The organism is Streptomyces sp. NPDC058291, assembly GCF_042880855.1.
Taxonomy (GTDB): domain Bacteria; phylum Actinomycetota; class Actinomycetes; order Streptomycetales; family Streptomycetaceae; genus Streptomyces.
On record NZ_JBHVYK010000005.1, the window covers coordinates 143,250 to 157,088 of the forward strand.

Here is a 13,839-nt window from a genome sequence, read left to right on the forward strand (position 1 = left end):
AACCGGCGTCCCCACCCAACCGGAGGCTGACTCCCGTGCACGACGATCTCCTCGCCCGCGCCCGGACCTGGCTCGCCGAGGACCCCGATCCGCAGACCCGCGCCGAGCTCGCCGGGCTGATCGAGGCCGGCGACGTCGCCGAGCTCGCCGACCGCTTCAGCGGCACGCTCCAGTTCGGCACCGCCGGTCTGCGCGGCGAGCTGGGGGCCGGCCCCATGCGGATGAACCGCGCGGTCGTCATCCGCGCCGCCGCCGGGCTCGCCGCGTACCTCAAGGGCAAGGGCCAGGAGGGCGGTCTCGTGGTCATCGGCTACGACGCCCGGCACAAGTCGGCCGACTTCGCCCGCGACACGGCCGCGGTCATGACGGGCGCCGGTCTGCGCGCGGCCGTCCTGCCCCGCCCGCTGCCGACCCCCGTCCTGGCGTACGCCATAAGGCACCTGGGCGCGGTCGCCGGGGTCGAGGTCACGGCCAGCCACAACCCGCCCCGCGACAACGGTTACAAGGTGTACCTGGGCGACGGCTCGCAGATCGTGCCGCCGGCCGACGCCGAGATCGCCGCGGAGATCGACGCGGTGCGAAGCCTGGACGAGGTCCCCCGCCCGGACGGAGAAGGCTGGCAGATCCTCGACGACGCCGTCCTCGACGCCTATCTGGCCCGCACGGACGCCGTGCTCGCCCCCGGCTCCCCGCGCACGGCCCGCACGGTCTACACCGCGATGCACGGCGTCGGCAAGGACGTCCTGCTCGCCGCGTTCGCCCGCGCGGGCTTCCCGACGCCGGTCCTCGTCGCCGACCAGGCCGAGCCCGACCCGGAGTTCCCGACCGTGGCCTTCCCCAACCCGGAAGAGCCCGGCGCGATGGACCTCGCGTTCGCCGCCGCCCGCGCGAGCGCGCCCGACCTGATCATCGCCAACGACCCGGACGCGGACCGTTGCGCCGTGGCCGTCCCCCACGCGGGCGACTGGCGCATGCTGCGGGGCGACGAGGTCGGCTCGCTGCTCGCCGCGCATCTCGTCCGGCGGGGCGCGCGCGGCGTCTTCGCGGAGTCGATCGTGTCCTCCTCGCTGCTCGGCCGCATCGCCGAGAAGGCGGGCCTGCCCTACGAGGAGACCCTCACCGGCTTCAAGTGGATCGCCCGCGTCGACGGCCTGCGCTACGGCTACGAGGAGGCCCTCGGCTACTGCGTGGACCCCGACGGCGTGCGCGACAAGGACGGCATCACCGCCGCCCTGCTGGTCACCGAGCTCGCCTCGGAGCTCAAGGAGGAGGGCCGCACCCTGCTCGACCTCCTCGACGACCTCGCCGTGGAGCACGGTCTGCACGCCACCGACCAGCTGTCCGTGCGGGTGCGGGACCTCTCGGTCATCGCCCGCGCGATGGAGCGGCTGCGCGCCCGGCCTCCGGCCTCGCTGGCGGGCCTGACCGTCACCCGGGCCGAGGACCTGACGCGGGGCACGGACACCCTGCCGCCCACCGACGGCCTGCGCTACACGCTCGACGGCGCCCGGGTCATCGTCCGGCCCAGCGGTACCGAGCCGAAGCTGAAGTGCTACCTGGAGGTCGTGATCCCGGTCGCCGCCCACGACGACCTGCCGGCCGCGCGCACCCGGGCGGACGCCCTCCTCGCCGCGATCAAGCAGGACCTGTCGGCGGCGGCCGGCATCTGACACCCACGCCGTCGGTCCCTCGCACCGGCCGATCCTCGCGGCGGCGACCCGTGCGGGTCGGCCGTGCCGGTGTCCGCCGGGCGCGTGTCCGCCGGGTCCGGGGCCGTGTCCCGGGCCGGGTCCGCCGGGTCCCGGGCCGGGTCCGCCAGGCCTGTCCGCCGGGCCTGTCCGCCGGGTCCCGGGCCGGGTCCGCCGGGCCTGTCCGCCGGGCCTGTCCGCCGGGTTCGGGGCCGGGTCTGCCGGATTCGGGGCCGTGTCCGCCGGGTCCCGGGCCGGGTCCGCCGGGCCCGTGTCCGCCGGGGCCGGGGCCGTGTCCGCCGGGTCCGCCGGGTTCGGGGGCGGGTCCGCCGGGCGCGTGTTGTTCCTGTGCGACGGCGACCGCGTGTTCCTCACCTGCTCCACGACGGGCCGCGGCAACGAGCCGTTCAGCGGGTCCTTCGCCCTGCTCGACATGACGCCGTACGGCCGCGGCTGCCGTCGTCCGCCGCCGTCCCGCCGAGGCCTGGGAGGACGACCCCGAGGGCCGGCCCGAGGGAGACGGCCCGTGCCGGTACTGGCGCTCGGACGCCGACGGCAACGCCGCCCGGGGCCCGACCAGCCGCCCCGTCCCGCAGTGGACCCGCCCCGGCGCGACCCCCGTGGACACCCTCGGCCGCCGGGGCGGCTGCCGCTGACACCGGCGCGCGGACACCGGCGCCGACACCGGCGCCGCGGCCGCGGCGTCCTGTCCGCTCGCCTCGGGGCCGGAAGGCCGACGGCTGCCGGAACCTCGCGATCACCGCGTCCCCGGCCGACGGCCGTCAGCGCACTCCTCAGAACCGCTCGTCAGAACCGCTCGTCAGCCCACCGCGAGCAGGATCGCCAGCACGACGGCTCCCGCGGCGGCCGGGCCGAGGATCTCCCAGGCCCAGCGCACGCTCACCTCGCCCTGCGCGCTCTCCTCCTTCTCGCGTGCCTCCCACAGCCCGCGCAGGTCGTCCATGGCCCGGTCGGCCCCGGCCCGCGCGGGCCCGTCCGCGGCGACGGCGCCCGCCCGTCCGCGTCCGCCGCCGAAAGCCCCGAGTGCGGCCGCGCCCCGGCCGCCGCGGGCGTCCTGCCCGGCCGCCGCGCGCGACACCCGGCGGGTCGCCCGCTTGCGGGCCCGCAGCGAGACGGGGATGGACCACAGCTGGAACCTGGTCCCCCCCACGGTGAGCGCCTCGTTGGAGTAACCGGAGCGCAGCGTGGCGATCTGCCCCCAGGGCAGCACGATGACCCGGAAGGGGTTGCGCACCCGCATCCGCTCCTGGCTCGCGAAGACGGCGGGCCGCAGGGTCAGGGCGACGATCAGCGGGACCAGCAGGATCATCGTGGCGAGCGCCAGCCACGGGGTGCGCCCCTCGCCGGCGACGATCGCGTCGATGCCGAGCCAGCCGACGAGGGCGAGCAGCAGCACGCCGCCGGCGATGCCCCCGGACGACCGGTACACGCGGTCCCTGATCTCGGGATCCGCGGGGTGCGACGCCCCCGAGGGCCGCGGCGCTGGTGACTGGTCTTCCGGGCTCGTCATGGCCCCGATTCTGCCCGACGTCCGCCGCCCGCTCCCACGCGGAGCCCCGGCATGCGCCGAGCCCCCGGACTACTTCCGGGGGTGTACACCCGCTACGCGCGTAGATATGCTCGTCTGGTGACCATGCCCACCAATGCACCCAGCGCGGCCCGCACCCTCTCGGACGTCACCTCGTCCGACAGCACGCTGCGCCGCTTCCTCCACGGGCTGCCCGGGGTCGACGCGGTCGGCCTGGAGGCGCGCGCCGCCGCGCTCGGCACCCGTTCCATCAAAACGACCGCGAAGGCGTACGCCATCGACCTCGCCATCTCGATGGTCGACCTGACGACGCTGGAAGGCGCGGACACCCCGGGCAAGGTCCGGGCGCTCGGCGCGAAAGCGGTCCGGCCCGACCCGACCGACCGCTCGGCCCCCGCCACGGCCGCGGTCTGCGTCTACCCCGACATGGTGGCCGTCGCCAAGGAGGCCGTCGCCGGCTCCGGCGTGAAGGTCGCCTCGGTCGCCACCGCGTTCCCGGCCGGCCGCGCCGCCCTCGACGTGAAGCTGGCCGACGTGCGCGACGCGGTCGCCGCCGGCGCCGACGAGATCGACATGGTCATCGACCGCGGGGCGTTCCTGGCGGGCAGGTACATGAAGGTGTACGACGAGATCGTCGCCGTGAAGGAGGCCTCGGGGGCGGCCCGCCTCAAGGTCATCTTCGAGACGGGCGAGCTGTCGACGTACGACAACATCCGGCGGGCGAGCTGGCTCGGCATGCTGGCCGGCGCGGACTTCATCAAGACGTCCACCGGCAAGGTCGCCGTGAACGCCACCCCGGCCAACACCCTGCTCATGCTGGAGGCCGTCCGCGACTTCCGCGCCCAGACCGGCGTCCAGGTCGGCGTGAAGCCCGCCGGCGGCATCCGCACCAGCAAGGACGCGATCAAGTTCCTCGTCCTGGTCAACGAGACCGCGGGCGGGGACTGGCTCGACAACCACTGGTTCCGCTTCGGCGCCTCCTCGCTCCTGAACGATCTGCTGATGCAGCGTCAGAAGCTGGCCACCGGCCGCTACTCCGGCCCCGACTACGTGACGGTGGACTGATCACCATGGCATCCGCATTCACCTCCGCTTTCGAGTACGCACCGGCTCCCGAGTCCCGCTCGGTCGTCGACATCGCGCCCTCCTACGGTCTGTTCATCGACGGCGAGTTCACCGAGGCGGCCGACGGCAAGGTCTTCAAGACCGTCTCGCCGTCCACCGAGGAGGTCCTCTCCGAGATCGCCCAGGCGGGCGAGGCGGACGTCGACCGTGCCGTGCGGGCCGCCCGCAAGGCCTTCGAGAAGTGGTCCGCGCTGCCGGGCGCCGAGCGCGCGAAGTACCTCTTCCGCATCGCCCGCATCATCCAGGAGCGCTCCCGCGAGCTCGCCGTCCTGGAGACGCTGGACAACGGCAAGCCCATCAAGGAGACGCGCGACGCCGACCTCCCGCTGGTCGCCGCGCACTTCTTCTACTACGCGGGCTGGGCCGACAAGCTCGGCCACGCCGGGTTCGGCTCCTCGCCGAAGCCGCTGGGCGTGGCCGGCCAGGTCATCCCCTGGAACTTCCCGCTGCTGATGCTGGCGTGGAAGATCGCCCCCGCGCTGGCCACGGGCAACACGGTGGTGCTCAAGCCCGCCGAGACGACCCCCCTGTCGGCGCTGTTCTTCGCGGACGTCTGCCGCCAGGCCGGTCTGCCCAAGGGCGTCGTGAACATCCTGCCGGGCTACGGCGACGCGGGTGCCGCGCTCGTCGCCCACCCCGACGTGAACAAGGTCGCCTTCACCGGCTCCACGGCCGTCGGCAAGGAGATCGCGCGCACGGTCGCGGGCAGCCGCAAGAAGCTCACCCTCGAACTGGGCGGCAAGGGCGCGAACATCGTCTTCGACGACGCCCCGATCGACCAGGCCGTCGAGGGCATCGTCAGCGGCATCTTCTTCAACCAGGGCCAGGTCTGCTGTGCGGGCAGCCGCCTGCTCGTCCAGGAGTCGGTCCAGGAGGAGGTGCTGGACTCGCTCAAGCGCCGCCTGTCGACCCTGCGCCTCGGCGACCCGCTCGACAAGAACACCGACATCGGCGCGATCAACTCCGCCGAGCAGCTCGCCCGCATCACCACCCTCGTCGAGCAGGGCGAGGCGGAGGGCGCCGAGCGCTGGTCCCCGGCCTGTGAACTGCCCACCGCCGGCTACTGGTTCGCGCCGACGCTGTTCACGAACGTCACCCAGGCGCACACGGTCGCGCGGGACGAGATCTTCGGCCCGGTGCTGTCGGTCCTCACCTTCCGCACCCCGGACGAGGCCGTCGCCAAGGCCAACAACACGCAGTACGGCCTGTCGGCGGGCATCTGGACGGAGAAGGGGTCGCGGATCCTCGCCGTCGCGAACAAGCTCCGGGCCGGCGTCGTCTGGTCCAACACGTTCAACAAGTTCGACCCCACCTCGCCGTTCGGCGGCTACAAGGAGTCGGGATTCGGCCGCGAGGGCGGCCGCCACGGCCTGGAGGCGTACCTCGATGTCTGACCGACTTTCCGTGCTCAAGACCTACAAGCTGTACGTCGGCGGGAAGTTCCCGCGTTCCGAGAGCGGCCGGGTGTACGAGGTGACCACGAAGACGTCAGCCGCCGACGCGGCGGGCAACGGCGAGTGGCTCGCCAACGCCCCGCAGGCCTCCCGCAAGGACGCCCGGGACGCGGTCGTCGCCGCGCGCAAGGCGTTCGGCGGCTGGGCCGGGGCCACGGCGTACAACCGGGGCCAGGTCCTCTACCGCGTCGCGGAGATGCTGGAGGGCCGCCGGGCCCAGTTCGTCCGCGAGGTCGCCGACGCCGAGGGCCTGTCGAAGTCGAAGGCCGCCGAGCAGGTCGACGCGACGATCGACCGCTGGGTCTGGTACGCGGGCTGGACCGACAAGATCGCCCAGGTGGTGGGCGGCGGGAACCCGGTCGCGGGGCCGTTCTTCAACCTCTCCTCGCCCGAGCCGACGGGCGTGGTCGCGGTCCTCGCGCCGCAGGAGTCGTCGTTCCTGGGCCTGGTCTCGGTGCTGGCCCCGGTGATCGCCACGGGCAACACGGCGATCGTGATCGCGAGCGAGCGCGCCCCGCTCCCGGCGCTCTCCCTCGGCGAGGTCCTGGCCACCTCCGACGTCCCCGGCGGCGTCGTCAACATCCTCTCGGGCCGCACGGCGGAGATCGCGGCGCCGCTGGCCGCGCACCAGGACGTCAACGCGATCGACCTCGCGGGCGCCGACGAGGCGCTGGCGAAGGAGTTGGAGATCGCGGCGGCCGACAACCTGAAGCGCGTTCTTCGTCCACAGTCTGTGGACGACTGGTCGGCGACGCCGGGCATCGACCGCCTGACGGCCTTCCTGGAGACGAAGACGGTCTGGCACCCGACGGGCTCGCTGGGCGCGTCCGGGTCGTCGTACTAGCAGGCCCCTCGGGCGCCCCGAACCGGCGCTCCCGGGCGCTCCCGGGCGCTCCCGGGCGCCCGCGCAGACGCGGAAGCCGCGCCACCCCTCCGTCCGGGGGCGGCGCGGCTTCCGTGCGTCGCCGTGCGCGCGGGGGCGCGGTCAGCCGCCGAGCACCTTCGTGACGTCGCCCACCACCGGGATCGACCCGATCGACTGGGCCTGCGCCACCGGGCCGGTCAGCATCTGGGACGTCAGCGGCTTGAAGTCGGCGAGCTGGGTGCCGACGCCGTTGTCGAGGGGGTCGACGCCGGTGCCCGCCAGCGGGTTGGGCTTGAGACCGGAGACCGTGCCGGTGACGTAGGACAGCGAGCCCAGCGCCCCCTGCAGCCCGGCCTGCGGGTCGATCTGGCCGATCGAGGTGGGCCGCGTCCGCGCCACGTCGACGACGGGCTCGCCGGCCGCCGCGGCGGCGGTGCCGGCGCCCGCGCCCAGCGCCACTCCGGCGGTCGCGAGGGCGGCGAGGGCGCGCCGGGCGGTGGGAGTCTGGGGGGAGTCGTGTCGGGCCATCGTCGATGCCGCCTTCTGCTGCGCAAGGTGATCCGGTCGACACGAAGGGTAGTTGAGGTGTGACGCGCGCATCAAAGCCGACCCGCGGGGTCGTTGACGCCCCGGGGGATGCCTCACACTGGTGTCCCGTGACCTCCCTGCCGCCCATACCCACGCGAGTCGTGCTGCTCTGCGGCCCTTCCGGCTCCGGCAAGTCCCTGCTCGCCGCCCGCTGCGGCCTCCCGGTGCTCCGGCTCGACGACTTCTACAAGGAGGGCGACGACCCGACGCTGCCGCTGGTCGCGGGGAGCTCCGACATCGACTGGGACCACCCCGGCTCGTGGGACGCGGACGCGGCCGTCGCCGCGATCCTGGACCTGTGCGGCACGGGCCGTACGAACGTTCCCGTGTACGACATCTCGCTCAGCGCCCGCACGGGCGAGGAGGAGATCGGCATCGGGCGGACGCCGCTGTTCATCGCGGAGGGCATCTTCGCCGCCGAGATCGTGAACCGCTGCCGGGAACTGGGCGTCCTGGCCGACGCGCTGTGTCTGAGCCGCGGCCCGGTGAAGACGTTCCGGCGCCGCTTCCTGCGGGACCTGAAGGAGGGCCGCAAGTCGGTGCCCTTCCTGTTGCGCCGCGGCTGGCGGCTGATGCGCACCGAACGCTCCATCGTGGCCCGCCAGACCGCGCTGGGCGCGTACGCGTGCGACCGCGACGAGGCGATGGACCGGCTGGCCGCCGCGGCGACGGGCGACCGGACCCCGACGGCGCACACGGCCGTCTAGACCGCCGACGCGCACGGCCGCCCAGACCGACGCACACGGCCGCCCAGGCCGACGCACACGAAGAAGCGGGACTGGACGGACCCCCCGGCCCTCCGGTCCCGCTCCCTCTGTTCCCCCGTGCTCCCCCCAGGGTGGTGCTTCCCCCGTGCTGGTGCGGTACCGCTCCCCTGACGTCCCCCGTCGGGTCCCCCCGGTACCGCTCCCCCGTGCTTCCCCCGTTCACCGGCTGCGTGGAGCGGAGCCGGCCCTTCCCCCGTTCACCCTCAGGCGACAAGCTCCCCGAAGGCGTCCTCCTCGTCACGGCCGAAGCTGAGGACCTCGTCCTCGCGCAGCCGGCGCAGCGAGCGCCAGATGCTGGACTTCACCGTGCCGACACTGATGTCGAGGATCTCCGCGATCTCCGGGTCGGTGCGGCCCTCGTAGTAGCGCAGGACCAGCATCGTCCGCTGGAGTTCGGGCAGCCGGGCCAGCGCCTGCCACAGGACCGCGCGCAGTTCCGTGCCGCGCATCGCGTCCGTGTCACCGGGCGTCTCCGGCAGTTCCTCGGTCGGGTACTCGTTCAGCTTGCGGCGGCGCCACGCGCTGATGTGCAGGTTGGTCATCGTCCGGCGGAGGTATCCGCCGACCGCGGCCTTGTCGCTGATGCGCTCCCAGGCCCGGTAGGTCGAGAACAGGGCGCTCTGCAGCAGGTCCTCGGCCTCGAACCGGTCGCCGGTGAGGTGGTAGGCGGTGGCGTACAGGGAGGCGCGGCGCTCCTGGACGTAGGCGGTGAACTCCGCCTCCGTCAGCGAGCGGCGCACCACCGCGTCCTCCCCCTGAGCGGCTCCCCCGTGAGCCGCCTGTTCCCCCGCGTCGACCACCGTCATGAAGGCGGTGTGCTGACGCCCGGCGCCGCGACCGCACCCCCGAGCGGTCACGGCGCCGGACTTCTCGGCGGTCCGGTGCACGTCGTGCAGACGCGTGACGACCGCGACTGCGGTGGTGCTCATACCGTGCAGCGTGTTCATCTCGCGCCCCCCGTCGTGGACTTACGGTGTTCGGTTCCCTGCGCCGGCCGGGCTTCGCCGTGCTGTTCCCGCGTCGCCCTGCCTGGTGACGAAAAGACTGCCCGGGCCACTTCATCGCCGTGTCCGCCGACTGTCACAGACCTGTCACAGCGGCCTGTCACGGCGGGCGCACAGATCGTCCACAGGCGGGCGCGGTACGGCCGTCGGCTCGGGTTCTCGCAGGTCAGCGGCGCGGGCTGACGGGGGGCGGCGAGGGGCGGCCGGCAGCGCGGTGCGGTTCGGCGCCCGCTGTCCGGCCCCGGACGACCGGAACGGCGTCACCGGGCCGTGTTCGTGCCCCGCGCCGCCTCGCGGGGCCGCGAACGGACCGGCCGCCGGGCGGACATCACCGCCTTTTCCGGACACCGCCGCCGGGGCGGGTCTCCGTGTCCGCGGTCCGCCGTGGCGCCCGGACGGCCGGCGGACGAGCCGCGGCCCGGCGCGTTCGACGGGGACGGCGGGACGCTCCCCGGATTCCCGGCGGGTCCGGCGGGGTGTCCGGCACCGGTCGGGAGGTCCGGCCGATGCCGTCCGAGCGGGCCGAGCCCCCGGCCCGAGCGCCCGCCGCGGACTGCTCGGGCCTGTCGAAAACCGCAGGTCCAATGGGTTGTGAACCGCATGGATGCCCGACCCCGGCGCCGGCGTTCGCGGGGCGCGGCCGACCCGCCGCGAGCCGCGCGCGCCGCCGCGGCCACCTCGCTCCGGCGGTCGCGCCCGGACGGGCCCCGCCCCACAGGTCGAACGACGGCCCCCTCATGGGCCAGAATGAGCCCGTGCCTTCCCTGTTGCTGATCGAGGACGACGACGCCATCCGTACGGCCCTGGAGCTCTCACTGACGCGCCAGGGACACCGGGTGGCGACCGCTGCGAGCGGTGAGGACGGTCTGAAGCTGCTGCGCGAGCAACGGCCGGATCTGATCGTGCTGGACGTGATGCTGCCCGGCATCGACGGGTTCGAGGTGTGCCGTCGCATCCGGCGCACCGACCAGCTGCCCATCATCCTGCTCACCGCGCGCAGCGACGACATCGACGTGGTCGTCGGGCTGGAGTCCGGCGCCGACGACTACGTCGTCAAGCCCATCCAGGGCCGGGTGCTGGACGCCCGGATCCGGGCCGTGCTGCGGCGCGGCGAGCGCGAGTCGAGCGACGCGGCCACCTTCGGCAGCCTCGTCATCGACCGTGCCGCGATGACGGTGACGAAGAACGGCGAGGACCTCCAGCTCACCCCGACCGAGCTGCGGCTGCTGCTCGAACTGAGCCGGCGGCCCGGCCAGGCGCTGTCCCGGCAGCAGTTGCTGCGCCTGGTGTGGGAGCACGACTACCTGGGCGACTCGCGGCTGGTGGACGCCTGTGTCCAGCGGCTGCGGGCCAAGGTGGAGGACGTGCCGTCGTCCCCCGTCCTGATCCGTACCGTGCGCGGCGTCGGCTACCGCCTGGACGCCCCTCAGTGACCCAGGCGCAAGGGGGGCTGCGCGGCCGGTCCGCGGCGCGCAGGGGAAGAGTGTCACGGCTGCGTCTGACGAGCCTGCGGCTGCGGCTCGTCGTGGTCTTCGGCGCGGTGGCGCTGACCGCCGCCGTGTCCGCGTCCGGCATCGCCTACTGGCTGAACCGCGAGGCCGTCCTGACCCGCACGCAGGGCTCGGTGCTGCGGGACTTCGAGCAGGAGATGCAGAACCGGGCGGGTTCGCTGCCGGAGCACCCCTCGCAGGACGAACTGCAGCACACCGCCGGGCAGATGGCCAACAGCAGCCAGCGGTTCAGCGTGCTGCTGGTGGCCGCGGACGGCAGCGGCCAGACCGTGTACGGCAGCTCGGGCGGGCTGAACGGGTTCTCGCTGGAGGACGTGCCCGGGTCGCTGCGCACGGCGGTCAACAAACAGCAGGACCTCTCGGGCGGCAACAAGTCCCCGTACCACGTGTACTGGCAGCGGGTCGTGACCCACGGGACGCCCTATCTGGTGGCCGGGACGAAGGTCATCGGCGGCGGTCCGACCGGGTACATGCGCAAGTCGCTGGAGCCGGAGGCCAAGGACCTCAACTCGTTGGCCTGGTCGCTGGGGATCGCCACCGCTCTGGCGCTGATCGGGGCCGCGCTGCTCGCCCAGGCCGCCGCCACGACCGTCCTGAAGCCGGTGCACCGGCTGGGCGTCGCGGCGCGCCGGCTCGGCGAGGGGCGGCTGGACACCCGGCTGCGGGTGTCCGGGACGGACGAACTGGCCGATCTGTCGCGGACGTTCAACCGGACGGCGGAGGCGCTGGAGAAGCGGGTCGACGACATGGCCGCCCGCGACGAGGCCTCGCGCCGGTTCGTCGCCGACATGTCGCACGAGCTGCGGACGCCGCTGACCGCCATCACCACCGTCGCGGAGGTGCTGGAGGAGGAGCTGGACGCCGAGTCGGGCAGCATCGACCCGATGATCGAGCCCGCGGTGCGGCTGGTGGTCAGCGAGACGCGGCGGCTGAACACCCTCGTCGAGAACCTGATGGAGGTCACCCGCTTCGACGCGGGGACGGCCCGGCTGGTCCTGGACGACGTCGACGTCGCCGACCAGATCACCGCCTGCATCGACGCGCGCGCCTGGCTGGACGCCGTCGACCTGGACGCCGAGCGCGGCATCCACGCCCTGCTCGATCCGCGCCGGCTGGACGTCATCATGGCGAACCTCATCGGCAACGCGCTCAAGCACGGCGGTTCGCCGGTGCGGGTGTCGGTGTCGGCGGCGGACGACGCGGTCGTGATCGCGGTGCGCGACCACGGGCCCGGCATCCCCGAGGACGTGCTGCCGCACGTCTTCGACCGGTTCTACAAGGCGAGCGCCTCGCGGCCGCGCTCCGAGGGCAGCGGGCTCGGCCTGTCCATCGCCCTGGAGAACGCCCACATCCACGGCGGCGAGATCACCGCCGCCAACTCCCCGGACGGCGGTGCGGTGTTCACGCTGCGGCTGCCCCGGGACGTCTCCGGGCAGAGCGAACAGGACGGCGGGGGCGGCGAGCAGGACGTGCGGACCGTGCCGGACAAGGGGAACGCCTCGTGAGCAAGAGCCGTGCGACCGTACGACGGCTGTTCGCCGTTCCCGCGCTGGCCGGTCTGGCGGCCGCTCTCCTCGGCGGCTGCGGCATACGGGCCACCGAGGTGCCGACCGACTTCGGACCCGCGCCCTCCCGGGTGCGCTGCTCGCTCGCCGAGCCGGAGGTCACGACGCAGTCCACGCGCGCGGGCGTGCCGGTGCGGGTGTTCCTGCTGTGCGGTTCGTCGCTGGTGGCCGTGGACCGCTCCGTGCGGGTCCCGGACGGCGCGGCCGACTCCGCGCGGCGCGCGCTGGTCGCGCAGGGCCTGCTGGACGAGCTCGCCGAGTCGCCGTCGGCGGCCGAGAAGGAGGCCGGCTACACGACGGACGTGCGCGGCGGGATGACGGTGCGCGGGCCGGGTCCGCGGGACCCGGACGACGCGCTGCGGCTGAGCGCCCGGCCCGGGAGCCTGACCTCGTACGCCCTCGCCCAGCTCGTCTGCACGTTCTCCGACTCGGCGGCCGCCGAGGGCGACGGCTCGGTGATCCTGGGCGGCCCCGACTCCGCGCCGGTGCGTCGTTACGCGTGCACCGACGAGGTCCGCTCCCGTCCCGGCAGCGCCGAGCCCCCGTCGTCGCCGGTCGCCGACGGGGGCTGAGCCGCGCCATCCGGCCCGGACGTCGAGCGGCGGGCGGCGGAACGGCCGGTGCGGCGGAACGGCCGGTGTGGCGGACGACTCATGCGGGGGCCCGCGGCCGTCTTCGTCCCAGGTCACCGGCTGCCGGGCGGCGGCCGGGCATGGCGGGTGCGACGGTGGCGGGGGGCGGGCCGGAACCGATCGTGCCGGGGGGCGCGTCTTGGGGGGCGTGCAGCGTCAAGGCTCCATCGGCGGCAGCGCCGCGATCCGCATCCGCGCGACCGGGATTGTTCTCCTGGCCGCCCATCTCGTGTACGTCGCCTGGGTCACGCTGCGTCCGCTGGACGTTCCCTGGGTGCTGCCGGCCAATCTGCACCCGTTCGACGGGATCCGCGCCGACCTGCGGCTGGGCTGGCCCGAGGCGGCGCGGCGGATCGGCGCGGGGCTCGGGCTGCTGGCTCCGCTGGGCGTCCTGCTGCCGCTGACGCACGGCAGGGTCCGGGTCTCGCCGCTCGCCTCCCTGCTCCGCACGGTCACGGCGGGCGCGTTGCTGTCGCTGGGGATCGAACTGCTGCAGACCGGGGTGCCCGGTCAGGTGGTGGACGTCGACTCGATGCTGCTGAACACCGTGGGCGTGGCCCTCGCCCATGTGGCGGTGGTGCCGGCGGTGCGCTCGCGGCTGCGCCGCAGGGAGGATCACCGGCCGTCCGCCCCGGTCCGCCAGGAGGATGCGCCTCAGGGTCGGACCCCGAGGATTCCCAGGGTCGGCATCGCCCCATAGAGCGACGCTTCGTCCCCTTCGTCTCCGTAACGTTGACGTCAGATGGGGCAGCCGCAGAGGCCGCCTCCGTCCCCCACTCTCGACTTCACTCGAGCGGGTGGGGCCCCCATCGCTCACGAAGGAGCCGCAGATGTCCAGCCTCGCCCGCCCCACCAACGGCCGCATGATCGGCGGAGTGTGCGCCGCGCTGGCCCGGCGCTTCGGCACCTCCGCGACCACGATGCGCGTGATCTTCCTGCTCTCCTGCCTGCTGCCGGGCCCGCAGTTCCTGCTCTACATAGCCTCACCGAGGTGCCGTGGGTCCTGGTGGAGCGCGGCGGGGACATCTGCCACGAGCTGGAGGAGGTCGGCCGGGAGTACTCGGCCGACGCGATCGTCGTCGGTTCCACGC

Annotated in this window: 12 protein-coding genes and 3 pseudogenes; 12 read left to right on the plus strand and 3 right to left on the minus strand. The window is 74.0% G+C overall.

Annotation, left to right across the window (positions count from 1 at the left end; genetic code table 11):
* Positions 1 to 35: 35 nt before the first annotated feature.
* Complete coding sequence (locus ACFVYK_RS04470) at positions 36 to 1,670, plus strand: phospho-sugar mutase (RefSeq protein ID WP_389768347.1); 1,635 nt, start codon at positions 36 to 38, stop codon at positions 1,668 to 1,670.
* Positions 1,671 to 2,004: 334 nt separating this feature from the next.
* Positions 2,005 to 2,344 (plus strand): annotated as a pseudogene (locus ACFVYK_RS04475) (DUF899 family protein); the annotation flags it as partial.
* Between the two features lie 164 nt (positions 2,345 to 2,508).
* On the opposite strand, the gene ACFVYK_RS04480 reads toward ACFVYK_RS04475, so the two are convergent.
* Complete coding sequence (locus ACFVYK_RS04480) at positions 2,509 to 3,219, minus strand: PH domain-containing protein (protein WP_389768349.1); 711 nt, start codon at positions 3,217 to 3,219, stop codon at positions 2,509 to 2,511.
* Positions 3,220 to 3,342: 123 nt separating this feature from the next.
* Here ACFVYK_RS04480 and deoC point away from each other — a divergent pair, with 123 nt between their 5' ends.
* From deoC to ACFVYK_RS04495, 3 genes are read left to right on the plus strand one after another with little or no spacing between them, the layout of a single operon-like run.
* Positions 3,343 to 4,302: a deoxyribose-phosphate aldolase gene (gene deoC / locus ACFVYK_RS04485; protein WP_389768383.1), complete on the plus strand. Its 960-nt coding sequence runs from the start codon at positions 3,343 to 3,345 to the stop codon at positions 4,300 to 4,302.
* A 5-nt stretch (positions 4,303 to 4,307) separates the two neighbouring features.
* Positions 4,308 to 5,756: an aldehyde dehydrogenase family protein gene (locus ACFVYK_RS04490; protein ID WP_389768351.1), complete on the plus strand. Its 1,449-nt coding sequence runs from the start codon at positions 4,308 to 4,310 to the stop codon at positions 5,754 to 5,756.
* Entirely contained in the window at positions 5,749 to 6,660 is a 912-nt protein-coding gene (locus ACFVYK_RS04495) for an aldehyde dehydrogenase family protein (RefSeq protein ID WP_389768353.1), read from the plus strand. The genes ACFVYK_RS04490 and ACFVYK_RS04495 overlap by 8 nt, the downstream gene beginning before the upstream one ends.
* A gap of 141 nt (positions 6,661 to 6,801) precedes the next feature.
* Here ACFVYK_RS04495 and ACFVYK_RS04500 read toward each other — a convergent pair whose 3' ends face one another.
* Complete coding sequence (locus tag ACFVYK_RS04500) at positions 6,802 to 7,209, minus strand: hypothetical protein (protein ID WP_389768355.1); 408 nt, start codon at positions 7,207 to 7,209, stop codon at positions 6,802 to 6,804.
* A 59-nt stretch (positions 7,210 to 7,268) separates the two neighbouring features.
* Here ACFVYK_RS04500 and ACFVYK_RS04505 point away from each other — a divergent pair, with 59 nt between their 5' ends.
* Positions 7,269 to 7,976, plus strand: a complete 708-nt coding sequence (locus tag ACFVYK_RS04505; protein ID WP_389768357.1) for a uridine kinase — start codon at positions 7,269 to 7,271, stop codon at positions 7,974 to 7,976.
* Positions 7,977 to 8,239: 263 nt separating this feature from the next.
* On the opposite strand, the gene ACFVYK_RS04510 is transcribed toward ACFVYK_RS04505, so the two are convergent.
* Positions 8,240 to 8,983, minus strand: a complete 744-nt coding sequence (locus ACFVYK_RS04510) for a SigE family RNA polymerase sigma factor (protein ID WP_389768359.1) — start codon at positions 8,981 to 8,983, stop codon at positions 8,240 to 8,242.
* A gap of 812 nt (positions 8,984 to 9,795) precedes the next feature.
* Here ACFVYK_RS04510 and afsQ1 point away from each other — a divergent pair.
* The 6 genes and pseudogenes from afsQ1 to ACFVYK_RS04540 all read left to right on the plus strand — a co-directional run.
* Positions 9,796 to 10,473, plus strand: a complete 678-nt coding sequence (gene afsQ1 / locus ACFVYK_RS04515; protein ID WP_057584528.1) for a two-component system response regulator AfsQ1 — start codon at positions 9,796 to 9,798, stop codon at positions 10,471 to 10,473.
* Positions 10,470 to 12,056, plus strand: coding sequence for an ATP-binding protein (locus tag ACFVYK_RS04520; RefSeq protein ID WP_389768362.1), 1,587 nt, complete (start codon positions 10,470 to 10,472; stop codon positions 12,054 to 12,056). The genes afsQ1 and ACFVYK_RS04520 overlap by 4 nt, the downstream gene beginning before the upstream one ends.
* The gene (locus tag ACFVYK_RS04525; protein WP_389768364.1) at positions 12,053 to 12,688 is read left to right on the plus strand and encodes a hypothetical protein; all 636 of its coding nucleotides are present in this window, start codon (positions 12,053 to 12,055) and stop codon (positions 12,686 to 12,688) included. Before ACFVYK_RS04520 ends, ACFVYK_RS04525 begins: the two co-directional genes overlap by 4 nt.
* A gap of 208 nt (positions 12,689 to 12,896) precedes the next feature.
* Complete coding sequence (locus ACFVYK_RS04530) at positions 12,897 to 13,448, plus strand: VanZ family protein (RefSeq protein ID WP_389768365.1); 552 nt, start codon at positions 12,897 to 12,899, stop codon at positions 13,446 to 13,448.
* A gap of 130 nt (positions 13,449 to 13,578) precedes the next feature.
* Positions 13,579 to 13,731 (plus strand): annotated as a pseudogene (locus ACFVYK_RS04535) (PspC domain-containing protein); the annotation flags it as partial.
* A pseudogene (locus ACFVYK_RS04540) lies at positions 13,731 to 13,839 on the plus strand (universal stress protein); the annotation flags it as partial. The pseudogenes ACFVYK_RS04535 and ACFVYK_RS04540, both read left to right, overlap by 1 nt.

Excerpts from the sequence above, each read along its gene's own strand:
- ACFVYK_RS04500 (WP_389768355.1), bottom strand. The coding sequence starts at position 7,209 with ATGGCCCGACACGACTCCCCCCAGACTCCCACCGCCCGGCGCGCCCTC.
- deoC (WP_389768383.1), top strand. The coding sequence starts at position 3,343 with ATGCCCACCAATGCACCCAGCGCGGCCCGCACCCTCTCGGACGTCACC.
- ACFVYK_RS04490 (WP_389768351.1), top strand. The coding sequence starts at position 4,308 with ATGGCATCCGCATTCACCTCCGCTTTCGAGTACGCACCGGCTCCCGAG.
- ACFVYK_RS04480 (WP_389768349.1), bottom strand. The coding sequence starts at position 3,219 with ATGACGAGCCCGGAAGACCAGTCACCAGCGCCGCGGCCCTCGGGGGCG.
- ACFVYK_RS04510 (WP_389768359.1), bottom strand. The coding sequence starts at position 8,983 with ATGAACACGCTGCACGGTATGAGCACCACCGCAGTCGCGGTCGTCACG.
- ACFVYK_RS04495 (WP_389768353.1), top strand. The coding sequence starts at position 5,749 with ATGTCTGACCGACTTTCCGTGCTCAAGACCTACAAGCTGTACGTCGGC.